Below are 22,365 nucleotides of genomic sequence, written 5' to 3' on the forward strand. Positions count from 1 at the left end.
TCTGGCTGGGGCTGGCGGTGGGGCTGGCGCTGGCGGGCGTGTTCCTGATGTGGCGGTTCTGGTGGTGGTCGGCGCGCAACGTGGCGGCGCGGGTCTTGCAAGAAGATGCCGAACCCGCTAGGTGAGCGCCCTGCGGTCGCAGCCTACCCGCGTTAAAAAACAAGGACCAAATCTATGGATACGATCGTGATCTGCTCTGGCGGGCTTGATTCCGTGTCGCTGGCCCACAAGGTGGCGGGCGAGGGCACGCTGCGGGGGCTGTTGTCTTTCGACTATGGCCAGCGGCATGTGAAGGAAGTTGAATTCGCCGCGGCCTGTGCGCGCCGTCTGGGCGTGCCGCACAAGGTTGTGGACATCTCGGGCGTGGGCGCGGCGCTGTCGGGCTCGGCGCTGACCGACGATGTGGACGTGCCGGACGGGCATTACGCGGAAGAGACGATGAAGATCACCATCGTGCCGAACCGCAACGCGATCATGCTGGCTATCGCCTTTGGCATGGCCGCCGCCGAGAAGGCCGAGGCGGTGGCGGCCGCCGTGCATGGCGGGGATCATTTCATCTATCCCGATTGCCGGCCCGGTTTTGTCGAGGCGTTTCAGGCGATGCAGGACCGGGCGCTGGAGGGCGTGGCCGAGGTGCAGCTTTACACGCCGTTCCTGAATGGCTCGAAGGCGGATATCGTGACCGAGGGCGCGAAATGGGAAACGCCCTTTGCCGAGACATGGTCGTGCTACAAGGGCGGGGACGTGCATTGCGGGCGCTGTGGCACCTGCGTGGAGCGGCGCGAGGCGTTTCATTTGGCGGGTGTCGTGGACCCGACCGCCTATGCGGATAAGGCGTTTTGGAAAGCGGCGACAGGGGTGGCGTGATGTACACGATCACCAAGGAGTTTCCTTTTTCCGCGTCGCACCAGTTGCACGGGTTGCCCGAGGATCACCAATGCGCGCGGCTGCATGGGCATAACTATGTGGTCGTGATCGAATTGCGGGCTGAAGCGTTGAACGCGCACGGGTTCGTGCGGGATTACCACGATCTGGGCGCGTTCAAGCGGTATGTCGACGAGGCGCTGGATCACCGACACCTGAATGATGTGCTGGGAGACGATTGCGTGACCGCCGAGCGTTTGGCCAAGCATTTGTACGACTGGTGTCGTGCGCGCTGGCCGGAAGTCACCGCTGCGAAGGTCAGCGAGACGCCGAAGACGTGGGCGGAGTATCGGCCGTGAGCGAAAAGCATCTAATCCGCGTGTCCGAGATTTTCGGGCCGACCATCCAGGGCGAGGGCGCGCTGATCGGGCAGCCGACGGTGTTCGTGCGCACGGGGGGCTGTGATTTCCGGTGCTCGTGGTGCGACAGCATGCACGCGGTGGACAACGACTATCGCAACACGTGGAAGGCAATGACGCCCGAGGCGATTATGGAGGAGGTGGCGCGCCTGTCGGGGGGCAAGCCGATCCTGGTTACGCTGTCGGGCGGCAATCCGGCGATCCAGCCGATGGCCGAGCTGATCCGGCTGGGGCAGCAACAGGGCTGTTACTTTGCCATGGAAACCCAAGGCTCGGTCGTGCGCGGCTGGTTCGAGGCGCTGGACATGTTGGTGCTGTCGCCCAAGCCGCCGTCGAGCGGGATGCTGACCGACTGGGGGCTGGTGGCCGAATGCGTCGAGGCGGGACAGGGCACGCAGACGATCCTGAAGCTGGTCGTGTTCGACGAGGCGGATTTTGCCTATGCCCGCGAGGCCGCGGCGATGTTTCCGCAGCTGCCCGTCTACCTGCAGCCGGGCAACCATACGCCGCCGCCACCCGATGATGACACAGCGACGGTCGATCGCGAGGGGCTGGAGGCGCGGATGCGCTGGCTGGTTGCCCGTGTGACCGAAGAGAAATGGTATGACGCGCGGGTGTTGCCGCAATTGCATGTGACCCTGTGGGGCAACATGCGCGGGGTCTGAAAGAGGACGAAATGGCCGAGGATATTTACAAGGATCTCAAGCAGCTGGGCGGTGAAACGAAAGTGCCGCAAAGCCCGGAAGAGGCCGAGTTGGAGCGGGTCGAGAACCCGCAGGCGGACGTGGCCTACAATGTGCGGTTCACGGTGCCGGAATTCACGTCATTGTGCCCGATGACCGGACAGCCGGATTTCGCCCATCTGGTCATCGACTATGTTCCGGGCAAGTGGCTGGTGGAAAGCAAGTCGCTGAAGCTTTTTCTCACAAGCTTCCGCAACCACGGGGCGTTTCACGAGGATTGCACGATCTCGATCGCGCGGCGGCTGGTGGACTTTCTCGCGCCGCAGTGGCTGCGGATCGGGGGGTACTGGTATCCCCGCGGGGGCATCCCCATCGACGTGTTCTGGCAGACGGGCGAGAAGCCCACAGGCGTCTGGGTGCCCGACCAGGGAGTGCCGCCCTATCGTGGGCGGGGCTGAAACGGAAAACCCCACATTCTTCGTGTGAAGAATGTGGGGCCGGAAAATTCGTTTCTTAGAATTTTCTGGTGGTTAGCAGGGGCGCGTCACGTAGCCGCCACGGCCGTCCGCATAGGCACACTGATTGGTGCGCTGGTTGCGGGCAATAAGGGCACCGGCAGCTGCGCCAGCTGCGGCGGTCACCACGGTCCAGCCGAGGTTGGCGTCAAACGCCTGTGCCGCGACAGCGCCGGCACCGGCACCGATCAGGGCGCCTTGCTCTTCTTCGGTCATCGTGTCGCAGGCGGTCACGGTCAGAGCGGCTGCGGTGACAAAAGCGGTAATCTTGGTTTTCATGTGGGTCCTCTTCCTTTTGCTGTACCCATAACGAGTTTAGAGCCCAAGGGTTCCATTTCAGGTCACATCATTTTCATCCGCGTGAATCTGCGTAAGGGGCACGGCTGTCGGCGGAAAAACGCTTTCGCCGACAAGGGCCGGGTCCGCGCTGTGCCGGGTGGCGCGCAACTCGCGGTAGCCGAGATAGAGACCGGAGCCGACGATCAGGCCCATGCCCCACAAGGTGGCCACGGGAGGAACCTCGTTCCAGACGAGGTAGCCCAAGAAGGTGGCGATCGGCAGGTAGCTGTAGTCGAAGGGCGCCACGAGGCTGGCGGAGGCCACCTGATAGGCGCGGGATAGAAAGATATAGCCCAGCATGCCGGCCAAGCCCAGGAGGGCGATCATCGGCCAGTCCACCGAAACCGTGGCGGGCAGACGCATCGCGAGATGCGGATGCGTGGCGACCTCGGGCAACAAGAGGTTGACCAGCCCACCCAACGGCAGGATGAAGATGCCGGCGAAGAGCAGCGTGTGCAGACCCAGCGTCAGCGAGGTTTCGCGATCGCCGATCTTTCGCGCCAGGACCTGACCCACGGCATAGAACATGGCGCAGCCCAGCGGCAGGACCGAGACCCAGGAGAGGCCCTGGGTGGTGGGATTGATCGCGATGACGACACCGGCGAAGCCAGCGCCCAGGGTCGCGATACGGTGTCGTCCGATCTGCTCGCGCAGCCACAGGGCGGCCAGAACGGCGACGATCAGCGGCGCGGAAAAGAAGATGGTCGAGACCTCGGCCAGGCCCATGAATGGAAAGGCCGCGTAAAACAGCGCGAAACCCGCGGCGAAGAGCCCGCCGCGCAGCATGTGGACCGGCCAGAGCGGCGTCAGCAGGCGGTGCGGACCGCCGAGCCACAGGATGAGCGGCACGAGCACGGCGACGGAGATGAGCGAGCGGGCAAAGAGCAGAATCCATATCGGGTAACTGGACAGAAGCACTTTCATCAGCGCGTCCTGTCCGACGAAGAACAGCATGCCGATCTCGACGCAGAGGATGCCCTGCACCGCGCCCGGCGCCAACGGCAGAGACGCGCGCCGCGACGCAGAGGACATGTCTGTCGGCATCGGATTGTTCCCTCTTTCCGGCGGCCCAGGGCTGGCCGAGGGAAAGCTTGTGGCGAAGGGTGTGTCCTGTCTGGCCTGTTCGCGACCCGGTGTCGTGAACGGGACAGCCATGCAGCGACCGCCCCCGTTCGTGGCCGGCAGGCAGAAAGCGCTGTCCCTCGGGGCGCTATCGGCCCATAACGATTTGCGGATCAACCCTAAGGACCTCGCCCCGTTCATGTTATCAGACCGCCCCGTCTGGCTGCGGCTCGCGCCGGTCATCTTTCTTTTGCTGTGGTCGGGAGGCTATGGCGTGGCGAAGGTCGGGCTGGACTATGCCGCGCCGATGACGATCCTGGCACTGCGGTTCGCGCTGGTGGTGGTGGCCATGGCGGTGCTGTGGGCGGCGCTGCGTCCGCCCTTGCCGCAAAGCCGGGCGGAATGGGGGCATCTGGCCATCGTCGGCCTTCTGATCCAGTCGGTCTATTTCGGCATGTCGTACTGCGCGCTGGACGCGGGTGTGGCAGTGGGGACGTTGGCGCTGTTGATGACGCTGCAACCGGTCTTGGTGGCGCTGATCGCGCCGCGCTGGACGGGCGAGCGCGTGGGCTGGAGGCAGTGGGGCGGGCTGATCCTGGGGCTGATCGGAGCCGCGGTGGTGATCGGCGCACGCTCGGCGGTGGAGCCGCCGAGCTTCATGGGCTTTGTCTTTGCGATGATCGGCCTTGCGGGGATCGTCGCGGCGTCGCTTTGGGAAAAGCGGTTCGGGCTGCGGCATCATCCGGTGACCTCGAACCTGATCGGATATGCCGCAGGGTTCTTGGGCGTACTGCCGCTGCTGGCGATGCAGGACGACCTGTCGGTCACATGGAGCTGGCCCTTTGTGGGCGTGCTCTTCTACCTGGTGGTGGGCAATTCGCTGGTCGCGGTTGGACTGCTCTTGGCGATGATCCGGGTGGGCGACGTGGCCAGGGTGTCGGCGCTCTTTTTCCTGGTGCCGCCACTTGCGGCGGTGATCGCGTGGGCCATGGTGGGCGAGGTGATGCCGCCCGTGGCCTGGAGCGGCATGGTGCTGGCGGGGCTCGGCGTGGTGCTGGCGACGCGCAAGGCCGGCTAGCCATCAGGCGGCGGCCCGAAGCCGGGTGAGGCCGCGGCGGTCCCGCGGGCCTTGGGCTGAGTCAGTCGACTATGAACCGCCCGCGTGCCTTGACCGGCGGGTCGGAATGGTCCTTGACCAGGAACGGATATTCGCCCTTGCGCATGGGGTGAAAGCTGAACCTCGCGCCGCCCTTGCCGTCGCATTGGATGGCGCGAAAGCTGAGGCCCTGGGCGTAGAATTCCATTTCGCTTTCGAGGACCGACAGGACCCTGATATGCGCGTTTTCCATCAGTTGGGGGGACTCGAAGTGCAAGCCGGTCTCGGGCGTGACCGCCTGCGGGCAGATCACGTTGAGGCGGTAATAGCCGCCATGGGCCAGGCGGAACTCGGTCTGCGAAAGCGCGATGGTTCCGTCGTCATTGCGCGACATCTCGAGACGGATGTCGTTGGGCTTGCCTTCGCCCAGCTGACCCGAGACCGGCTGTTCGGCCAGCGCGGGTGTCGCGGAAACGAGGGCGGCAGAGATCAGGGCGCGGATGGGCTGGGCGATGGGGGATCCTCCGACGGGTTTTCTGGGGACAAAGGATAGTCCCGTTCCTGCCGCTTTTCCAGTTGTGCGCTGTGCGTTCACGCTGCGGGCTTTGACCGACGCGATGGTGACGAGCCACGTGAAAGGACCGATGCGCGTGGCACCGGCCCTTCGAGGAGGTGGGCAGAATGCCCACCCTACGAGCTCAGCTCTTGTTCATCCTGTTGTCGATGAGGTCGTCGACGACGGAGGGGTCTGCGAGGGTGGAGGTGTCGCCCAATGCGCCGTAATCGTCCTCGGCGATCTTGCGCAGGATGCGGCGCATGATCTTGCCGGAGCGGGTCTTGGGCAGGCCGGGGGCCCATTGGATCAGGTCGGGCTTGGCGATGGGGCCGATCTCCTGGCGGACCCAGTCCTGCAATTCCTTGCGCAGCTCCTCGGAGGGTTCCTCGCCGGCCATCAGCGTGACGTAGCAGTAGATGCCCTGGCCCTTGATGTCGTGGGGATAGCCCACCACGGCGGCCTCGGAGACCTTGGAGTGGGCGACGAGGGCGCTCTCCACTTCGGCCGTGCCCATGCGGTGGCCCGAGACGTTGATCACGTCGTCGACGCGGCCGGTGATCCAGTAGTCGCCGTCCGCGTCCCGGCGGCAGCCGTCGCCGGTGAAGTAGTAGCCTTTGTATTGCTGGAAATAGGTGTTCATGAAGCGCTCGTGGTCGCCCCAGACGGTGCGCATCTGCCCGGGCCAGCTGTCGGCGATGCAGAGCACGCCCTCGGCGGGGTTGCCCTGGACCGTCTTGCCCGATTCAGGGTCCAGCACCTCGAACTTCAGGCCGAAGAAGGGCTTCATCGCCGCGCCGGGCTTGGTGGCGTGGGCGCCGGGCAGGGGGGTCATCAGGTGACCGCCGGTCTCGGTCTGCCACCAGGTGTCGACGATGGGGCAGCGCCCGCCGCCGACCACGTTGTGGTACCAGTTCCAGGCCTCGGGGTTGATCGGCTCGCCCACGGTGCCCAGCACCTTGAGATCGCTGAGGTCGCACCTGGTGACGTATTCGTCGCCCTGGCCCATCAGCGCGCGGATGGCGGTGGGGGCGGTGTAGAACTGGTTGACCTTGTGCTTTTCGCAGACCTGCCAGAAGCGGGAGGCATCGGGATAGGTCGGCACGCCCTCGAACATCAGGGTGGTGGCGCCGTTGGCGAGCGGCCCGTAGACGATGTAGCTGTGGCCGGTGACCCAGCCCACATCGGCGGTGCACCAGTAGACGTCGCCCTCGTGGTAATCGAAGGTGATCTCATGCGTCATGGCGGCGTAAACGAGATAGCCGCCGGTGGTGTGCACGACGCCCTTGGGCTGGCCGGTGGAGCCGGAGGTGTAGAGGATGAAGAGCGGGTCCTCGGCGTTCATTTCCTCGGGCTCGCAGGTATCCTCGACGCGCTCGGCCTCTTCGTGCAGCCAGAAGTCCAGCCCGTCGCGCCAGGCGATCTGGTCGCCGGTGCGCTTGACGACGAGGCACTTGACCTCGTCGAAGTCGCGGCGGAGCGCCTGGTTGACGTTGTCCTTGAGCTTGGTCACGCGGCCGCCGCGCGGGGCGGTGTCGGCGGTGATGACGAGCTTGGCGTCGCAGCCGTCGACCCGGGCGCCGAGCGCGTCGGGGGAAAAGCCGGCGAAGACGATGGAATGGATGGCGCCGATGCGCGCGCAGGCGAGCATGGCATAGGCCGCCTCGGGGATCATCGGCAGGTAGAGCACGACGCGGTCGCCGCGGCCGACGCCGAGGTTCTTCAGCACATTGGCCATCTTGCAGGTCTCGGCATGGAGCTGGCGGTAGGTGATGTGCTGGGCGTCCTCGGAGGGATCGTCGGGTTCCCAGATGATGGCGGTCTGGTCGGCGCGGTCCGCCAGATGGCGGTCGATGCAGTTGGCGGCGACGTTGAGCGTGCCGTCCTCGAACCACTTGATGGAAACGTTGCCGTAGGTGTAATCGACATCCTTCACGCGGGAGTAGGGCCTGATCCAGTCGATGCGCTTGCCTTGCTCACCCCAGAACGCCTCGGGGTCCTTGATCGAGGCGGCGTACATCTCGTCATACTTCGCCGCGTCGACATGCGCGTGCGCCGCGAAATCGGCACTGGGCGGATAGGTTTTGTCGGACATGGTTCCTCCCTTACTTGGTCTTGCGTGTCTCTCAGGCCCGCCCAGCCCCTGCGGGACGGGCCTTCTCCGGATGGCAACCTAGAGCGTTTCGCCGAAAACCTGAATCAAAGATTTCCCGGGCCGGCTTGTCGGAGTGTCATCGACGTGCCGTGGCGGATGTCCGCGTCAGATGGCCAGATATTCGGCCCGCAGGCTTTCGTTTTCCAGCACCTCGGACGCGGTGCCGTCGAAGGCGATGCTGCCGGTATCCAGGATGATGCAGCGATCGGCGAGTTCGAGGGCGCGCACGGCATTCTGTTCGACGAGGATGGTGGTGATGCCCTGTTCCTTGATGATGCGCAGGGTCTTTTCGATCTCGTCGACGATCACCGGAGCGAGGCCCTCGTAAGGTTCGTCGAGAAGCAGGACCTTGATGTCGCGCGCCAGCGCGCGGGCAACGGCGAGCATCTGCTGTTCTCCGCCCGAGAGGGTCACGCCTTCCTGGCGGCGGCGTTCCTTGAGGCGCGGGAAAAGCTCGTAGAGGCGATCGAGGGACCAGCCGACGGGCGGAGTGATCTGGGCCAGTTGCAGGTTCTCTTCCACGGTGAGGCCGGGGATGACGCAGCGGTCCTCGGGGACGAGACCGATGCCGGAGGTGGCGGCCTGTGCGCTTTTCATGTTGTGCAGAGGCTGGTGGTCGAGCCAGATCTCACCATGCGCGAGCTGTGGGTTGTCCATCCGGGCGATGGCGCGCAGCGTGGTGGTCTTGCCCGCGCCGTTGCGGCCCAGCAGCGCCAGGATCTCGCCCTCGTGGACGTTGAAGGAGATGTCCTGCACGATATAGCTTTCGCCGTAATAGGCCTGCATCCCCCAGACCGACAGGAAGGCGGGGGCGGTTTCGGCGTGGTTGCGGTGCTTGGAAAAGTCGGGTTTGACGTTCATTTTCGGGTCCTCCCGTCCCGGACCTGATCCGGGACCTCTTGCTGTGGGGGCGAGGCCCCGGATCAGGTCCGGGGCAGGCTCCCGGATCACGTCCGGGGCGTCGATGGCATGGCGGTCAGGCGCTTTCGCCCAGGTAGGCTTCGCGGACCTTGGGGTGGCCCTTGATCTTGTCCGGCGTGTCCTCGACCAGGGGGGTGCCCTGGGCCAGGACCGTGATGCGCTCGGCCAGGGAGAAGACCACGTGCATGTCGTGTTCGATGATGCAGATCGTAATGTCGCGCTCATCCTTGATCTGTTTCAAGAGGTCGATCGTGTTGTTGGTGTCGGCACGGGCCATGCCTGCGGTGGGTTCGTCCAGGAGCAGGAGGCGCGGTTCCTGCGCGAGACACATGCCGATTTCCAGCCGCCGCTTGTTGCCGCGAGACATGGCCGCGGCATGGTCATGACGGGAATCGGCGAGGTTGAGGCTTTCGAGCATGTCCTCGGCCTGCTCGACGATGTGTTTTTCGTCCATCGTGCTCTCCAGCGCGTGCATCCGGAATGCGCCGTCGCGTCGCGCGAAGATCGGGATCATCATGTTTTCCAGAACCGTGAGGTCGCCGAAGATCTCGGGCGTCTGGAACACGCGGGAAATGCCCATCTGGTTGATCTGATAGGGCTTGCGGCCCAGCACCGACTGGCCGTCGAACATGACGGAACCGGTGTCGGGGATCAGCTTGCCGATGAGGCAGTTCAGGAGCGTGGACTTGCCCGCGCCGTTGGGGCCGATGATGGCGTGGCAGCTGTTTTCCGCCACGCTGAGGTTCACGTCACCCAGGGCCTGAAGGCCGCCGAAGCGCTTGTTGACGTTCTTGACTTCAAGAATTCCCATTGTCGTCGCTCCTTATTCGGCCGGGGTGGATTGGGTGGCTTTGTCGTCGTTCGGGTTGGCCTTTTTGCCCCGGAGCAGACGGCCGATGCGCTGTCCGCCCTCGACCAGGCCGCCGGGCAGGAAGATGACGACGGCCATGAAGATCAGGCCCAGCGTCAGGTGCCAGCCCTTGCCGATGAAAGGGTAGACGATGGCGATGATGAAGTCCTCGAGGCCATCGGGCATAAAGGCGAACCATTCGTGCAGGATGTCCTTGTTGATCTTCGACAGGATGTTTTCCATGTACTTGATCGCGCCCGAGCCGAGGACGGGGCCGATAAGCGTGCCCGCGCCGCCGAGGATGGTCATCAGGACGACCTCTCCGCTGGCGGTCCAGAACATGCGTTCGGGACCGGCCTGGGTGTCCATCGCCACCAGCAGGCCACCGGCGAGACCGGCATACATGCCCGAGATCACGAAGGCCGCCAGCGTGTAGGGCCGCGCGTTGAGGCCGGTGTAGTACATCCGCGTCTGGTTTGATTTGACCGCCCGCAGCATGGTGCCGAAGGGCGAGCGGAAGATGCGGATCGACAGGTAGAAGGCGAGGATCATGAACACGGCGGCGATGTAGTAGCCCGCGTTGATGGTGAAGAGCCAGTCGCCGAACGACAGATCGAAGCCCGCGCGCATGTCCATTCCGAAGAGGTTGGCGCGGCCGATCTGGCCCGGCTCAAGGTTCGACAGGAGCGGGCTGTCGGTGGCCTTGATCTGCAACCCGGTCTCGCCGCCGGTGATCGGCGTCAGGACCGAATAGGCCAGGGCGTAGGACATCTGCGCGAAGGCGAGCGTCAGGATCGAGAAGTAGATTCCCGAGCGCCGCAGCGAGATGTATCCCACCGCCAGTGCGAAGAGGCCCGCAATGATCACGCCGAGGATGATGGCCGGGATCACGTTGAGCGTGACCAGCTTCATCATCCAGATCGCGGCGTAGGAGCCCACCCCGAGAAAGGCGGCATGGCCGAAGGAGAGGTAGCCCGTCAGGCCGAAGAGGATGTTGAAGCCGATGGCGAAGATCCCGTAGATCACGAAGCGCTGCATCAGGTCGGGATAGCCCGCGTTGAACTGCGCCATGCCCGAGCCTTCGGGGAAGGGGTTGAGGATGAATGGCGCCAGCAGGGTGATCGCGATGACGATCAGCAGCAGGCGGAAGTCTTTCTTGTCCAGACCGAGCATGGCTTAGTCCTCCATGACGCCCTTGCGGCCCATGAGGCCGCGCGGACGTGTCAGCAGAATGATGATGGCAACCAGGTAGATGATGATCTGGTTGATGCCGGGCAGGACCTCGAGCACTTCGCGCATGGAGGCGAAGCTTTCCAGGATGCCCAGAAGGAACCCGGCCAGCACGGCGCCCGGAAGCGATCCCATGCCGCCGACGACGACGACCACGAAGCTGAGCACGAGGAAATCCATGCCCATGTGGTAGTTCGGCGAGTTGATCGGGGTGTACATGACGCCCGCAAGGCCCGCCACCGCGGCGGCGAGGCCGAACATGATGGTGAAGCGGCGGTCGATGTTGATGCCCAGAAGCTGCACGGTTTCCCGGTCGGCCATGCCGGCGCGTACGACCATCCCGAAGGTGGTGAATTGCAGGAAGGCGAAGACGGCGCCGATGATCACCGCAGCGAAGGCGAAGTAGATGATCCGCCAGTAGGGGTAGATCACCACGTTTGGATCCAGCCCCAGCATCGCGCCGAAGTCGAACGAGCCGGTAAAGGCCTCGGGGGCCGGAGTCGGAATCGGGTTCGCACCGTAGTAATACTTGATGATTTCCTGCAGCACGATCGCCAGACCGAAAGTCACGAGGATTTGGTCGGCATGGGGGCGCTTGTAGAAATGCTTGATCAGCCCGCGTTCCATGACGACGCCGATCAGCATCATCACCGGGATGGCGAAGAGGATCGACAGCGGCACGGCCCAGTCGATGATGGCGTCCCCCGTGGCCTGTCCGAACCAGTCGTGCACGTAAGGCACCTGGACCTGGAGCGGGTTGCCGAGGAAGTCGGTTTGCGTTTCGTCGACGACGGTGCGGGAGAGCGTGAGAATGCGGCTCAGCGTGACGGCGCAGAACGCACCGATCATGAACAGCGCGCCATGCGCGAAGTTCACGACGCCCAGAGTGCCGAAGATCAGCGTCAGGCCGAGCGCGATCAGCGCATAGGCCGAGCCCTTGTCCAGCCCATTGAGAACTTGCAGGATGATGGCTTCCATCGGAGTGCCCCTCGGGTTTGCAGATATACCGGTTATGATCACGGACGCGCGCGGGGCGCGTGGTCCGGCTTGGTGGTGGACGCGGGCGCAGCCGGGGCGCCCGCGTCGGTTTCTGTCAGGTCAGGCCCGTATGATCAGGCGCCGTCGTTGCACTCGCCCAGGGTCGCGTCCGCGCCACCCATCTGCGGGTGATCGGGGGCATAGGTCACCTGGTCGACCGGGGTCACCTCGACGATCTCGAGCAGGTCGAACTCGCTTTCGGGATTCTCTTTCCCTTTCACGACCAGCACGTCCTTGAAGCACTGGTGATCCTCGGCGCGGTAGAGCGTCGGACCGTTGCCCATGCCGTCGAACTCGAAGCCTTCGAGCGCTTCGACCACTGCGCAGGGGTTGAACGACCCGGCGCGTTCCACGGCGTCGGCGTAGAGCATCGCCTGAACGTAGCAGGTGTGTGCAGCCTGGGACGGCGGGAAGCCGTACTTGGTGCCGAAGGACTTGACGAATGCCTTGGAGCCTTCGTCCTGCAGCGACCAGTGCCAGTTGGTGGAGCCGAAGATGCCCTTGACGTTCTCGCCGGCACCTTTGGCCATCAGGCGGCTGTAGAGCGGAACCACGATCTGGAAGTCCTTGCCGTTGACCTGCTTGTCGCGCAGGCCGAACTGCACGGCGTTGGTCAGCGAGTTGACCATGTTGCCGCCGTAGTGGTTGAGGACCAGCGTGTCGGCACCCGATTGCAGCACGGGCGCGATGTAGGACGAGAAGTCGGTCTGCGTCAGCGGCGTTTTCACGGCGGCGACGGTTTCCCAGCCCATGGCCTCGGTCGAGGCGCGCACGGCTTCCTCGGTGGTGTAGCCCCAGTTGTAGTCTGCGGTCAGGTGATAGGCCTTGCGGTCGGTGCCGTAGGCGTTGGCCAGCACCGGCGCAAGCGCCGCGCCCGACATGTAGGAGTTGAAGAAGTGGCGGAAGCCGTTGGCCTTGCGGTCCTTGCCGGTGGTGTCGTTGGAGTGGGTCAGACCGGCCATGAAGATGACGCCGGCCTCCTGGCAGAGCGCCTGCACGGCCACGGCCACGCCCGAGGACGAGCCGCCGGTGATCATCACCGCGCCGTCTTTCTCGATCATCGACTTGGCCGAGGCGCGGGCCGCGTCGGCCTTGGTTTGCGTGTCGCCGGTGACGTATTCGACTTTCTTGCCCATGATGCCGTTGCCTTGCAGGGCGTTGGACGAGAAGGTGTTCATCATGCCGCCGTCGCCGCCACCGTTCAGGTGCTCGACCGCCAGTTCGTAGGCGCGCAGTTCGTCCGCGCCCTCATCGGCGTAGGGGCCGGTCTGCGGCACGTTGAAGCCCAGCGTGACGGTGTCGCCGGTGGGTTCGTTGGTGAACGCTGCGGCGGAGCTTGCCGTGAAGATGGTCGGCAGTGCGACGCCGGCGCCCGCGATGGCGCTGGTCTTCAGAAGGCCACGACGCGTGAGGTCAGTTTTGGACATTGAATCCCTCCCTTGAGTGTTTCTGCGGCCGGGCCTCCTCAAGCCGGGCCGCACGCACAAATGTGCTGTCGGCATTATTGGGCGCCACTGAAAACCGTTCAACAAGCGCCTTGTGGCAAACGCCTTTTTTGTAAATAAAATCTTCAATGCAGCGCAGAAATCTGTAAATTTGTTTTCTAAAGGTGGCGAAGGCCTGAGTGGAAAGGGACTATCGGCATGAGCGAGACCGGAATGGCAGGCACGCGCATTCGCCAGCGGCGGCTGGTGGCCGGCCTGAAGCAGGCCGAGCTGGCGGCGGCTGCGGGCATATCGCCCAGCTACCTCAACCTGATCGAGCATAACCGGCGTCGAATCGGCGGGCGCACCCTGTTGCAGATCGCCGAGGCCCTGGGCGTGGAGCCGGCGACGTTGACCGAGGGCGTGCAGTCGCAGCTTCTGGCGGCCTTGCAGGAGGCGGCGGGCGAGACCAAGACGGGCGGGGCGTATGCCGAGGTCGCGCCCGAACTCGACCGGGTCGAGGAGTTCGTGGGGCGCTTTCCCGGTTGGGCCGGGCGGCTGGCCGACCTGGGCCGGCAGCGCGACGCGCTGGAACGCACGGTGAAGGCATTGAGCGAGCGACTGGCGCACGACCCGGAACTGTCGGCGACGCTGCACGAGGTGATTTCCACCGTGACGTCGATCCGGTCGACCGCGTCGATCCTGGCCGAGACGCGGGAGCTGGAGCCCGAATGGCAGATGCGCTTTCACCGCAACATCAACGAGGATGGCGCCCGGCTGGCCGAAGGAGCCGAGGCGCTGATGCGTTACCTCGAGGCCGCGCCCGAGGCCGGCGCGGAGGTGACCTCGCCGCAGGACGAGATGCATGCCTTCCTGGAGCGCCACGGATTTCATTTTCCGCAGCTGGAAGGCTGGGGTGCGGTCGCGCGGGTAGAGCCGTTGGTGGCGGAGATCGAGCACCGGGCGGCGCGGGCGTTGGCCCGGGTGGCGCTGACACAGGTGCTTGAGGATGCGCGGGCGCTGCCGCGCGACGAGATGGAGGCGCAGCTGGCAGCACATGGCCCGGCGCCCGACGCCATCGCGCGCGCCACCGGCAGATCGCTGGCGCAGGTGTTCCGGCGCCTGGCGATGCTACCCGAAGAGATGGTGGGGCCGGTTGGATTGATCGTCGTGGACGGTGCCGGGGCGCTGATCCTGCGCAAGACGGTCATGGGGTTCGCCACGCCGCGCAGCGGGGCGGGCTGTGCCATGTGGCCACTTTACGAGGTACTGGGCCAGCCGGCGCGCCCGGTGCAGGCCGTTTTGGTTCAGGGCGATTTGCGGGTGCGGGCGCTGGCGGTTGCCGAGGAGACGGTGCCGGCGGGGTTCGACCACCCGCCGCTGACGCGGGCCTACATGCTGTTGTTGCCCGAACGGCGCGGGCCTGAGCGCGAGCAAGGCCGGCCCGTGGGAGTGACCTGCCGGATCTGTCCGATCGAGGGCTGCCTTGCGCGGCGCGAGGGATCGGTCCTGCGGGACCGGTTATGAGCGATGTTCTTTTGACAGGGCCGACGAGTTTCGCAATAGTCATCGGACGGGAGAGGACTTTGATCGGAGGGGAGGCCGGTTAGATGGGGAAGACCGTACTTCTGATCGAGGATGAACAGAATATCATCGAGGCGGTGAGCTTTATCCTGTCCCGTGACGGATGGGAGGTGAAGACCCACGCCAACGGCCAGAACGCGATGGAGGCGGTTCGCGCGCGCGAACCGGACGTGGTGATCCTGGACGTGATGCTGCCGGGCAAGAGCGGGTTCGACATCCTGTCCGAGATCCGGGCCGAGGCGCAGTTTGCAAGCCTGCCCGTGCTGATGCTCTCGGCGCGGGGCCAGGCCAAGGACCTCGAGATGGCCGAGCGGGCCGGGGCCAATCGCTACATGACCAAGCCGTTTTCCAATGCCGAGGTGCTGGACGCCGTGCGGGCGCTGGTGCCGTCATGAGCCCCGAGCGGGGGCATGTATTTCTGGCGCGGCGGGCGTATTTCCAGCGCCGGTTGATGGATGCCGCGCGGCTGCTGCCGGTGCTGGGCGCGGGAATGTTCGTGCTGCCGCTTCTGTGGAAGTCCGGTGAGGGTGCGCGCACGGTCGTGGTGATGTTCTACATCTTTCTCAGCTGGAGCGCGCTGATCGGGCTGGGCTGGATCGTGTCGCGGCGGTTGTCGGGGCCGGAGACGGCTGACCCGGCCGGTGCGAAAGGCGATGCGGACGAGCAGGTGCGTGTCTCCCGGGAGGGATGAATGGGCGCGCTCAACGCCATTGTCCTTGTCAGTCTTCTTTACGTGGCGCTGCTGTTCGGCGTGGCCTTCGCGGCGGACCGGGCGGCGGCGCGGGGACGAGGCACGTGGTTGCGTTCGCCCATCGTCTACACGCTGTCGCTGTCGATCTACTGCACGGCCTGGACATTCTATGGCGCGGTCGGCTTTGCGGCGCGGTCGGGGCTTGAGTACCTGACGATCTACCTGGGCCCGACATTGGTGATGATCGGCTGGTGGTGGACCCTGCGCAAGATGGTGCGGGTGGGGCGCAGCCAGCGCATCACCTCGATCGCCGACCTGATTTCCAGCCGCTTCGGCAAGTCGAACGCGCTGGCGGTCTTCGTCACGATCCTGGCGGTGATCGGCTCGACGCCCTATATCGCGCTGCAACTTCAGTCGGTAACGATTTCCTTTGCCGCCTTCGCCGCCGTCGACCCCACCCATACCGGAGAGATCAGCGAGACCGGCGTGGCGCTGTGGGTGGCCTTCGGCCTGATGGTGTTCACGATCCTGTTCGGCACCCGGAACCTTGACGCCAATGAGCGGCATCATGGCCTGGTTATGGCCATCGCGCTGGAGGCGGTGGTGAAGCTCTGCGCCTTGTTGGCCGTCGGAATCTTCGTGGTCTGGGGCCTGGCGGGCGGCGTCGAGGAGACCCTGTCGCGGATCGACGAAAGCGCCATCGCGCGGTGGGAGGTGCCGGGCAGCCGCTGGGTGGGCCTGACGCTGTTGTCGGCGGCGGCCTTCATGTGCTTGCCGCGGATGTTCCAGGTGATGGTGGTGGAAAACGAGGACGAGGCGCATCTGCGCACCGCCTCATGGGCGTTTCCGACCTATGTGATGCTGATGAGCCTGTTCGTGGTGCCGATCGCGGCGGTGGGCCTCGACCTCAGCCCCGCGGGCGCCAACCCGGATCTCTTCGTGCTGACGCTGCCGCTGGTGAACGGGCAGGAGGGGTTGGCGGTCCTGTCGTTCCTGGGCGGGTTCAGCAGCGCCACCTCGATGGTGATCGTGGCGGCCATCGCGCTGTCGACGATGGTGTCGAACCACGTGGTGATGCCCGTGTGGCTGTGGATGACCGGGGGCAGCGCCGTAATCTCCGGCGACGTGCGGACGGTGGCGATCCGGGCGCGGCGATTGTCGATCATGGTGATCCTGTTCCTGGGATACCTTTATTTCCGCGTCTCGGGCGGTGGCGCGGCCCTGGCGGCGATCGGACTGATTTCCTTTGTCGGCGTGGCGCAGTTCCTGCCGGCGCTTCTGGGCGGGCTGTTCTGGCGCGGGGCCAACCGGCGCGGGGCGCTGGCAGGGCTTGCCGTGGGCTTTGCCGTCTGGATGTACAGCCTGTTCCTGCCCAGCTTCGGCGCCTCGGCGGTGATGCCGCAAGGGGTGCTGGAGAACGGTCTGATGGGCCTGTCCTGGCTGCGGCCCCAGGCGCTGTTCGGGGCGCAGGGCATGGACCCGGTCATCCATGCCTTCATGTGGAGCCTGTCGCTCAACATCGTGGTGTTCGCGGTGGTGTCGCTGGTCAGCTTCCCGCAGCCGGTGGAGCGCTTGCAGGGCGCGCAGTTCGTCAACGTGTTCGACCATTCGACGCCATCGGGCGGCTGGACCGGCGGGCTGGCGCAGAGCGAGGACCTGATGATCATGGCACAGCGGATCATGGGCGCGCAGGAGGCGCAGGCGCTTTTTGCCGAGGCGGCACGCGAACAGGGCGTCAGCGGCTATCTGCCGGAACCCACGCCCGATTTCCTGGGCCGGCTGGAACGGTCGCTGGCGGGCTCGGTCGGGGCGGCGACGGCACATGCGATGATCAGCCAGATCGTGGGCGGCGCCAGCGTGTCGGTGCAGGACCTGATGGCGGTGGCCGACGAGACCGCGCAGATCATGGAATATTCCAGCCAGCTGGAAATGAAGACCGAGGAGCAGGCGCGGACCGCACGGCAACTGCGGCAGGCGAACGAAAAGCTGACCCAGATCTCGGTGCAGAAGGACGCCTTCCTGAGCCAGATCAGCCACGAGTTGCGCACGCCGATGACGTCGATCCGGGCGTTCTCGGAAATCCTGCGCGACGGTGCCGGGATCCGCCCCGACGAGCAGAGCCGCTATGCGTCGATCATCCATGACGAGGCGGTGCGCCTGACCCGGCTTCTGGACGATCTTCTGGATCTCAGTGTGCTGGAGAACGCGCAGATCGTGCTGAACCTACAGGAAGGAACGCTGGGGCCGCTCCTGGACCGGGCCGAGGTGGCGGCAGGGCTGTCGGAGGGGGAAATGGCGGTCCGCCGTGACGCGCGCGCCGACCAGATCCGTCTGCATACAGACACCGACCGGCTGGCGCAGGTGTTCATCAACCTGATGTCGAACGCGCGCAAGTATTGCGATGCCGCCGAGCCGCGTCTGGATATTCGTGTGGCCGAGCGTGACGGGATGCTTCAGGTGGATTTCATCGACAACGGCAACGGGATTCCGGCCGGCCAACAGGGCACGGTGTTCGAGAAATTCTCGCGGGTGAGCGAAAACAAGGCCGGTGGCGCGGGGCTGGGGTTGGCCATCTGCCGCGAGATCATGGCCCGGCTGGGCGGCGGGATCGAATATCTGCCGGGGCAGGCGGGCGGGGCGTTCCGGGTCTATCTGCCGGCGGTGCAGGGCGCGGCTGTCGAGGCGGCGCAGTAGAGCGGGCATAAATCCTATCGTAACCTTCTTGCGGTTAACTGCCGCAAAATCGCCCGGTCCGGATCGGCCCGGCGGGCGGGCGTCCCGGTGCGCCGCGTCGAACCCGGCGACCGCCATAGCAGGAGGGGCAGAAAAAGGTCATGAGCGCAGAGCCCGCCAGCAGTGCATCTGTCATCCATCGCAAGGCCAAAGTGGCGCGCGACGAGTTCGACGCGCGTGAGATGTCGCCCTCTAAGGCGCTGCGCCTGGCGCTGGCCAAGGCGGCGGCGGCGCAGTTCGAATTGCCGTTGGTCGTGCGCATGGTCGAACATGAAAGCGTTACCCTGACCGGCATCGAGGCGCTGGCGGGCGAGGATGGCCTGCTGATCCTGCTGGACGGGCTGGACGGGCCGCCGGGCGCGATCAAGCTGGACCTGCAGTTCGTGATGGCTCTGATCGAGGTGCAGCTTATGGGCGAGGTGCGGCAGGGCGACGCGAAACCGCGCCCCTTCACGCCGACTGACGGAGCAATCGTGCAGCCGTTGATGGATGCGGTGTTGGACAGTTATGCCGAGCAGGTTAACGCTTGCGACCGGATGGCGGACGCGGCCCGCTTCCGGTTCGGCGACCGGGTAGAGAACGGGCGGGCGCTGGCACTGGCGCTTTGGGCGCCGGATTACGACCTTTACCGGCTGAGCGTGGATTTCGGTCCCGGTGCCAAGACCGGCATGATGGAGCTGATCCTGCCCGAGCCGCCGCCCGCGCCGGAGGTCGAAGCGTCGGACGGCAACACGCTGGCCCGCAAGCTGGAAGAGAACGCGATGAACGCGCCGGTGATGCTGGACGCGGTGCTGGCGCCCATCCGCCTGCCACTTCGCGATATCTGCCGCTGGGTGCCGGGTACGGTCCTGAAACTCTCGCGCGAAACGGTGACCGAGGCGCGGGTGATCGGTGCCAAGGGGCACAAGGTGGCCCCGGCCAGGCTGGGACAGTTGAACGGGTTCCGCGCGGTGCGCATGGTTCTGAAAAGCGAAGCGGAAGACGCGGTGGCAGATGGGGCGCGGGGCCATGCCTCCGAGGCGCGGGGCGCCGCGGGGCCGGACTTGCCCGCGCTGGACGAGATCGACGATGTCGGCGACCTTCCTGATTTGTCGCCGCCCGAGGGGGCGGGCGATGTGCCGGGCCTGCCGGATCTGGACATGGCGGGCGCGGGCCTGCCGGATCTGCCGTCAAGCGACGGTGACGGGGAGGAGGGCCTGGACACGCTGGTGGAAGAGGAACTGGCGCGTGCCGCCGCCCGGTTCGAGGCCGAGGGTGCGGATGACGAGTTACCCATGCCCGGCGGCCCGAGCCTTGGCTAGCTGGTGCTCAAGGGGGTTTTGCACCCGGGGAGGCAGCGGCGTGCGGTGCGGCATTTGAATTGGTGTTTCGACCATTGTGCCGGATGTCGCGACGGCGGTCTTGCACACGCCCGGTGACGCCGTTTTGCGCGGGTTTGCCCAAAAGCCGCGCAATTCGAGCGGAAAGCCGCGAAAAGCGTCTTTTACGGGGCGCAATGCTTCTGTTTTTGTGCTGTCTCATGCTATGGTTGTAGCGCGGGCCCTGCGGTCATTTCGACCGGACGCGGCAGGTCGCCCCCTGGGAGGAGATGCCATGACAAGTTTGACACAGGAAATCAAACAGTTGCACCGACAAATCCTAGACCTGGAAGAGGCCGAACGCTATCGGCTTCAACCGCGGCTGGCGGGGCTTTTGGGCCAGATGCGTCATGCCGGCGAGCCGGTGCCGTCGCAACTGCAGCGCCTGAACGAGACGCTTCTGGATGAGGCGATCGAGGCACAGTTCGAGAATATGCCGGTCTGATCGCTGCCGCGGCCGCTCAAAACATTTGCGCAAGGGCCCGTGGTAAGGGTCTAATCCGCCTGTGATTTTAGGTATGCCGGGGCGCAAAAGAGCAGTGTCCGAAGTCATTTACGAGCTGACAGACGGCGTGGCCGTCCTGCGTCTCGCGCGGGGCGAGGCGAACGCGTTGTCGCCCGGAATGCGGCGCGACCTGGCCGCAGCGCTGGAGCGGGCCGCGGAAGATGATACCGCACGCGCCGTGGTGCTGACCGGGGCCGGGGGCACTTTCTGTTCCGGCGTCGACCTGTCGGAATTCGACGGAGAGTTGGCCGAGCCGTGGATCGGGGCACTGACCCGCAGCATCGAAACCCACCCCAAGCCTGTGGTGGCCGCGCTGGAAGGCGCGGCGTTGGGCGCAGGCTTCGAGCTGGCGCTGGCGGCACATGCGCGGGTGGCGCACAAAACCTGCCGCGTGGCGCTGCCCGAGGTCAGCCTGGGGCTGATGCCGAGCGGCGGCAGCACGCAGCGCCTGCCGCGGCTTCTGGGGGCGCAGGCGGCCCTTGAGATCCTTTTGTCGGGACGGCCGCTCGATGCGAGCGAGCCGCGCCTTGCCAAGCTGTTCGCCGCCGTCACCGAAGAACCGCCGCTGGCCACAGCGCTGGCCACGGCCCGAAGGTTTGCCCAGGCGCCGGATTTTCCACGGACCAGCCAGATCGACCGCGGGTTTTCCGACCCGGCCGCGTATCGTGGCGCGGTCGCGGAGGTGGCCGCCCGGTTGCGCTCCGCCGACACGGCCGAGGGCGACATTCTGCGCTGCGTCGAGGCGGCGCAGCTGTTGCCCTATGAACAGGGGCTGCGCTTTGAGGAAGCGGCGTTCGAGGCCTGTCTGGTGCGGCCCGAGGCCCGCGCGTCGCGACATCTTTACGCCGCAGAGCGCCGGGCACTGGCCTGGCCCGAGGCGCAGGAGGGCAGGGCGCGCGAGATCGGTACCGTGGTGCTGACAGGCTCGGACCCGGTGCTGGCGGAACTGGCGGTTTATTGCCTCGATCGCGGTCAGCGGGTGGCGGTGCTGTCACCCGGTCCCGCGGGTGCCGCGTTGGCGGCCCGGGCGCGCGCGGTCTACGAAGGGGCGGTGGCGCGCAAGCGGATGACGCCGGACGAGCGCGACTCGCGGCTGGCCCGGCTGAGCCATGGCAGCGATCCGGTGGTGCTGATGGCTGCCGACCTTGTGCTGGACGGTGGCGGCGGCGATCCCGGCGCGGCGGCGGTGCGCAAAGGCACGGTCTGGTGCCTGGTGTCGGGGCGCGACGGCGCGTCTGCGCGGCGTGCGCAGCTGGGCGAGGCGGTCGAGGTTCTGGCGCTGCGGGCCTATCGCCCGGCGCATGTGTTGTCGCTGGTCGAGTTGGCCGTCCCCGAAGGTGCGGCACCCGATGCCGTGATGACCGTGATGCGGTATTTCGCGGGGTCCGGGCGCGTCGTGTTGCGCAGTGCCGACCGGCCCGGCATGATCGGGCATCGCCTGATGGGGGCGGTGCAACGGGCCGCGCTGGCGCTGATGCGGGCCGGGGCCGGCGCGCAGGCGGTCGAGGATGCGGCGCGGCGACTGGGTTTTGCCCGCGGGCCGCTGGAACTGATCGAGACGGACGGGATCGGCGTGACGGTGGCGCGTCTGCGGCGGGTCTTCGGCAGCGTGCCGGAACTGGCGCTGCTGGACGCGCGGGCCGATGCGGTGGCCGCCGGCAAGACGCCGGGACAGGGATTTTACGCGTCGCATGGACAGGCGCTGGCGCCCGATCCGGGACTGGCGGGCTGGATGGACGCATGGCGCGAGGGTCAACGCGACCTGCCCGAGGTGCCCGATGTGACGTTGGAGCGGGCGCTGCACGCGGCGCTGGTGGCCGAGGCCGGACGGATGCTTGGCGAGGGCACAGTGGCGCGGGCCTCGGACATGGACCTGTGCATGGTGCGGGGCTACGGCTTTGACCCTGCGCGCGGCGGGCCGCTGCTGTGGGCCGATTTCGGGGCCGATAGGGGTGGTCTGCTGGGCCTGGTGCGGGCGATGAAGGTGCTGGCGCCGTTGGGGCAGGACCTGTGGACGCCGCCCGCGTTGCTGGAAGAGATGGTCAAGTTCGGCCGGCGGTTTTTTGGCGGTGCTGTCAGCTGAGCACGATGCCCAGCACCACCAGCATCAGGCCGATCACCGACAGGAAGAGTGCGCCGGTATTGACCGGCAGGATCCTTTGCAACGTGGCGCGCAGGTCGTCGTCGGAAAGGCCGGCGCGCCGGGCGCGGATGACGCGCAAGATGCACCAGACGAGCAGAGCGAGACCGGCAAGCGTGACCGCCGCTCCGAGCCAGATCAGGATTTCCATCAGACGCCTCCAATCGACCTTTATCGGTGCGGCTGCGGGTAGCGCATCGCGCCG

The 22,365-nt window shown here is 65.9% G+C and carries 22 protein-coding genes; 12 read left to right on the forward strand and 10 right to left on the reverse strand.

Annotation, left to right across the window (positions count from 1 at the left end; genetic code table 11):
• Positions 1 to 174: 174 nt before the first annotated feature.
• From queC to queF, 4 genes are read left to right on the forward strand one after another with little or no spacing between them, the layout of a single operon-like run.
• Positions 175 to 867: a 7-cyano-7-deazaguanine synthase QueC gene (queC, locus tag RBB31_RS17445; RefSeq protein ID WP_306130536.1), complete on the forward strand. Its 693-nt coding sequence runs from the start codon at positions 175 to 177 to the stop codon at positions 865 to 867.
• The gene (gene queD / locus RBB31_RS17450) at positions 867 to 1,223 is read left to right on the forward strand and encodes a 6-carboxytetrahydropterin synthase QueD (RefSeq protein WP_306130537.1); all 357 of its coding nucleotides are present in this window, start codon (positions 867 to 869) and stop codon (positions 1,221 to 1,223) included. Before queC ends, queD begins: the two co-directional genes overlap by 1 nt.
• A complete protein-coding gene (queE, locus tag RBB31_RS17455) occupies positions 1,220 to 1,948 on the forward strand; it encodes a 7-carboxy-7-deazaguanine synthase QueE (protein WP_306130538.1) in 729 nt (242 codons plus the stop codon). The genes queD and queE overlap by 4 nt, the downstream gene beginning before the upstream one ends.
• A gap of 11 nt (positions 1,949 to 1,959) precedes the next feature.
• Positions 1,960 to 2,424 carry a preQ(1) synthase gene (gene queF, locus RBB31_RS17460; protein ID WP_306130539.1) on the forward strand — a complete coding sequence of 155 codons (465 nt, stop codon included), beginning with the start codon at positions 1,960 to 1,962 and terminating at the stop codon, positions 2,422 to 2,424.
• Between the two features lie 72 nt (positions 2,425 to 2,496).
• On the opposite strand, the gene RBB31_RS17465 is transcribed toward queF, so the two are convergent.
• Entirely contained in the window at positions 2,497 to 2,760 is a 264-nt protein-coding gene (locus RBB31_RS17465) for a glycine zipper 2TM domain-containing protein (RefSeq protein WP_306130540.1), read from the reverse strand.
• A 57-nt stretch (positions 2,761 to 2,817) separates the two neighbouring features.
• Entirely contained in the window at positions 2,818 to 3,864 is a 1,047-nt protein-coding gene (locus tag RBB31_RS17470; RefSeq protein WP_306130541.1) for a DMT family transporter, read from the reverse strand.
• A gap of 109 nt (positions 3,865 to 3,973) precedes the next feature.
• On the opposite strand from RBB31_RS17470, the gene RBB31_RS17475 reads away from it, so the two are divergent.
• Positions 3,974 to 4,960, forward strand: a complete 987-nt coding sequence (locus tag RBB31_RS17475) for a DMT family transporter (RefSeq protein ID WP_306130542.1) — start codon at positions 3,974 to 3,976, stop codon at positions 4,958 to 4,960.
• A 61-nt stretch (positions 4,961 to 5,021) separates the two neighbouring features.
• On the opposite strand, the gene RBB31_RS17480 is transcribed toward RBB31_RS17475, so the two are convergent.
• The 7 genes from RBB31_RS17480 to RBB31_RS17510 all read right to left on the reverse strand — a co-directional run bounded on the left by RBB31_RS17480 (position 5,022) and on the right by RBB31_RS17510 (position 13,152).
• Positions 5,022 to 5,573, reverse strand: coding sequence for a hypothetical protein (locus tag RBB31_RS17480; RefSeq protein ID WP_306130543.1), 552 nt, complete (start codon positions 5,571 to 5,573; stop codon positions 5,022 to 5,024).
• 103 nt (positions 5,574 to 5,676) lie between these two features.
• Complete coding sequence (gene acs, locus RBB31_RS17485; RefSeq protein WP_306130544.1) at positions 5,677 to 7,626, reverse strand: acetate--CoA ligase; 1,950 nt, start codon at positions 7,624 to 7,626, stop codon at positions 5,677 to 5,679.
• Positions 7,627 to 7,791: 165 nt separating this feature from the next.
• Positions 7,792 to 8,547 carry an ABC transporter ATP-binding protein gene (locus tag RBB31_RS17490; RefSeq protein ID WP_306130545.1) on the reverse strand — a complete coding sequence of 252 codons (756 nt, stop codon included), beginning with the start codon at positions 8,545 to 8,547 and terminating at the stop codon, positions 7,792 to 7,794.
• A gap of 115 nt (positions 8,548 to 8,662) precedes the next feature.
• Entirely contained in the window at positions 8,663 to 9,418 is a 756-nt protein-coding gene (locus tag RBB31_RS17495; RefSeq protein ID WP_306130546.1) for an ABC transporter ATP-binding protein, read from the reverse strand.
• A 12-nt stretch (positions 9,419 to 9,430) separates the two neighbouring features.
• Positions 9,431 to 10,630 (reverse strand): branched-chain amino acid ABC transporter permease, encoded by a 1,200-nt coding sequence (locus RBB31_RS17500; RefSeq protein WP_306130547.1) that lies wholly within the window; start codon positions 10,628 to 10,630, stop codon positions 9,431 to 9,433.
• 3 nt (positions 10,631 to 10,633) lie between these two features.
• Positions 10,634 to 11,665, reverse strand: a complete 1,032-nt coding sequence (locus RBB31_RS17505; RefSeq protein ID WP_306130548.1) for a branched-chain amino acid ABC transporter permease — start codon at positions 11,663 to 11,665, stop codon at positions 10,634 to 10,636.
• A gap of 134 nt (positions 11,666 to 11,799) precedes the next feature.
• Entirely contained in the window at positions 11,800 to 13,152 is a 1,353-nt protein-coding gene (locus RBB31_RS17510) for a substrate-binding protein (RefSeq protein WP_306130549.1), read from the reverse strand.
• 216 nt (positions 13,153 to 13,368) lie between these two features.
• On the opposite strand from RBB31_RS17510, the gene RBB31_RS17515 reads away from it, so the two are divergent.
• From RBB31_RS17515 to RBB31_RS17545, 7 genes are all read left to right on the forward strand, one after another.
• On the forward strand, positions 13,369 to 14,676 hold the full coding sequence (locus RBB31_RS17515) for a helix-turn-helix domain-containing protein (RefSeq protein ID WP_306130550.1): 1,308 nt from the start codon (positions 13,369 to 13,371) through the stop codon (positions 14,674 to 14,676).
• An 83-nt stretch (positions 14,677 to 14,759) separates the two neighbouring features.
• Positions 14,760 to 15,128 carry a response regulator transcription factor gene (locus tag RBB31_RS17520; RefSeq protein ID WP_057794204.1) on the forward strand — a complete coding sequence of 123 codons (369 nt, stop codon included), beginning with the start codon at positions 14,760 to 14,762 and terminating at the stop codon, positions 15,126 to 15,128.
• On the forward strand, positions 15,125 to 15,424 hold the full coding sequence (locus RBB31_RS17525) for a hypothetical protein (RefSeq protein ID WP_306130551.1): 300 nt from the start codon (positions 15,125 to 15,127) through the stop codon (positions 15,422 to 15,424). The genes RBB31_RS17520 and RBB31_RS17525 overlap by 4 nt, the downstream gene beginning before the upstream one ends.
• Positions 15,425 to 18,118: a sensor histidine kinase gene (locus RBB31_RS17530; RefSeq protein WP_306130552.1), complete on the forward strand. Its 2,694-nt coding sequence runs from the start codon at positions 15,425 to 15,427 to the stop codon at positions 18,116 to 18,118. It abuts the gene before it with no gap.
• 140 nt (positions 18,119 to 18,258) lie between these two features.
• The gene (locus RBB31_RS17535) at positions 18,259 to 19,458 is read left to right on the forward strand and encodes a FliM/FliN family flagellar motor switch protein (RefSeq protein WP_306130553.1); all 1,200 of its coding nucleotides are present in this window, start codon (positions 18,259 to 18,261) and stop codon (positions 19,456 to 19,458) included.
• Positions 19,459 to 19,750: 292 nt separating this feature from the next.
• Positions 19,751 to 19,960, forward strand: coding sequence for a hypothetical protein (locus RBB31_RS17540; RefSeq protein ID WP_306130554.1), 210 nt, complete (start codon positions 19,751 to 19,753; stop codon positions 19,958 to 19,960).
• A 94-nt stretch (positions 19,961 to 20,054) separates the two neighbouring features.
• Positions 20,055 to 22,103 (forward strand): enoyl-CoA hydratase/isomerase family protein, encoded by a 2,049-nt coding sequence (locus tag RBB31_RS17545; RefSeq protein ID WP_306130555.1) that lies wholly within the window; start codon positions 20,055 to 20,057, stop codon positions 22,101 to 22,103.
• On the opposite strand, the gene RBB31_RS17550 is transcribed toward RBB31_RS17545, so the two are convergent.
• Positions 22,096 to 22,311: a hypothetical protein gene (locus RBB31_RS17550; protein ID WP_306130556.1), complete on the reverse strand. Its 216-nt coding sequence runs from the start codon at positions 22,309 to 22,311 to the stop codon at positions 22,096 to 22,098. The two genes, RBB31_RS17545 and RBB31_RS17550, sit on opposite strands and share 8 nt — an antisense overlap.
• Between the last annotated feature and the right edge of the window lie 54 nt (positions 22,312 to 22,365).

It is taken from the genome of Roseovarius sp. MMSF_3350, assembly GCF_030733425.1.
Taxonomy (GTDB): Bacteria; Pseudomonadota; Alphaproteobacteria; order Rhodobacterales; family Rhodobacteraceae; genus Roseovarius.

Bases quoted from the DNA above. Each gene is read 5' to 3' on its own strand.
- queC (WP_306130536.1), top strand. From the start codon at position 175: ATGGATACGATCGTGATCTGCTCTGGCGGGCTTGATTCCGTGTCGCTG.
- queD (WP_306130537.1), top strand. From the start codon at position 867: ATGTACACGATCACCAAGGAGTTTCCTTTTTCCGCGTCGCACCAGTTG.
- queF (WP_306130539.1), top strand. From the start codon at position 1,960: ATGGCCGAGGATATTTACAAGGATCTCAAGCAGCTGGGCGGTGAAACG.
- RBB31_RS17465 (WP_306130540.1), bottom strand. From the start codon at position 2,760: ATGAAAACCAAGATTACCGCTTTTGTCACCGCAGCCGCTCTGACCGTG.
- RBB31_RS17470 (WP_306130541.1), bottom strand. From the start codon at position 3,864: ATGCCGACAGACATGTCCTCTGCGTCGCGGCGCGCGTCTCTGCCGTTG.
- RBB31_RS17475 (WP_306130542.1), top strand. From the start codon at position 3,974: ATGCAGCGACCGCCCCCGTTCGTGGCCGGCAGGCAGAAAGCGCTGTCC.
- acs (WP_306130544.1), bottom strand. From the start codon at position 7,626: ATGTCCGACAAAACCTATCCGCCCAGTGCCGATTTCGCGGCGCACGCG.
- RBB31_RS17490 (WP_306130545.1), bottom strand. From the start codon at position 8,547: ATGAACGTCAAACCCGACTTTTCCAAGCACCGCAACCACGCCGAAACC.
- RBB31_RS17495 (WP_306130546.1), bottom strand. From the start codon at position 9,418: ATGGGAATTCTTGAAGTCAAGAACGTCAACAAGCGCTTCGGCGGCCTT.
- RBB31_RS17500 (WP_306130547.1), bottom strand. From the start codon at position 10,630: ATGCTCGGTCTGGACAAGAAAGACTTCCGCCTGCTGCTGATCGTCATC.
- RBB31_RS17505 (WP_306130548.1), bottom strand. From the start codon at position 11,665: ATGGAAGCCATCATCCTGCAAGTTCTCAATGGGCTGGACAAGGGCTCG.
- RBB31_RS17510 (WP_306130549.1), bottom strand. From the start codon at position 13,152: ATGTCCAAAACTGACCTCACGCGTCGTGGCCTTCTGAAGACCAGCGCC.
- RBB31_RS17515 (WP_306130550.1), top strand. From the start codon at position 13,369: ATGAGCGAGACCGGAATGGCAGGCACGCGCATTCGCCAGCGGCGGCTG.
- RBB31_RS17520 (WP_057794204.1), top strand. From the start codon at position 14,760: ATGGGGAAGACCGTACTTCTGATCGAGGATGAACAGAATATCATCGAG.
- RBB31_RS17525 (WP_306130551.1), top strand. From the start codon at position 15,125: ATGAGCCCCGAGCGGGGGCATGTATTTCTGGCGCGGCGGGCGTATTTC.
- RBB31_RS17530 (WP_306130552.1), top strand. From the start codon at position 15,425: ATGGGCGCGCTCAACGCCATTGTCCTTGTCAGTCTTCTTTACGTGGCG.
- RBB31_RS17535 (WP_306130553.1), top strand. From the start codon at position 18,259: ATGAGCGCAGAGCCCGCCAGCAGTGCATCTGTCATCCATCGCAAGGCC.
- RBB31_RS17540 (WP_306130554.1), top strand. From the start codon at position 19,751: ATGACAAGTTTGACACAGGAAATCAAACAGTTGCACCGACAAATCCTA.
- RBB31_RS17550 (WP_306130556.1), bottom strand. From the start codon at position 22,311: ATGGAAATCCTGATCTGGCTCGGAGCGGCGGTCACGCTTGCCGGTCTC.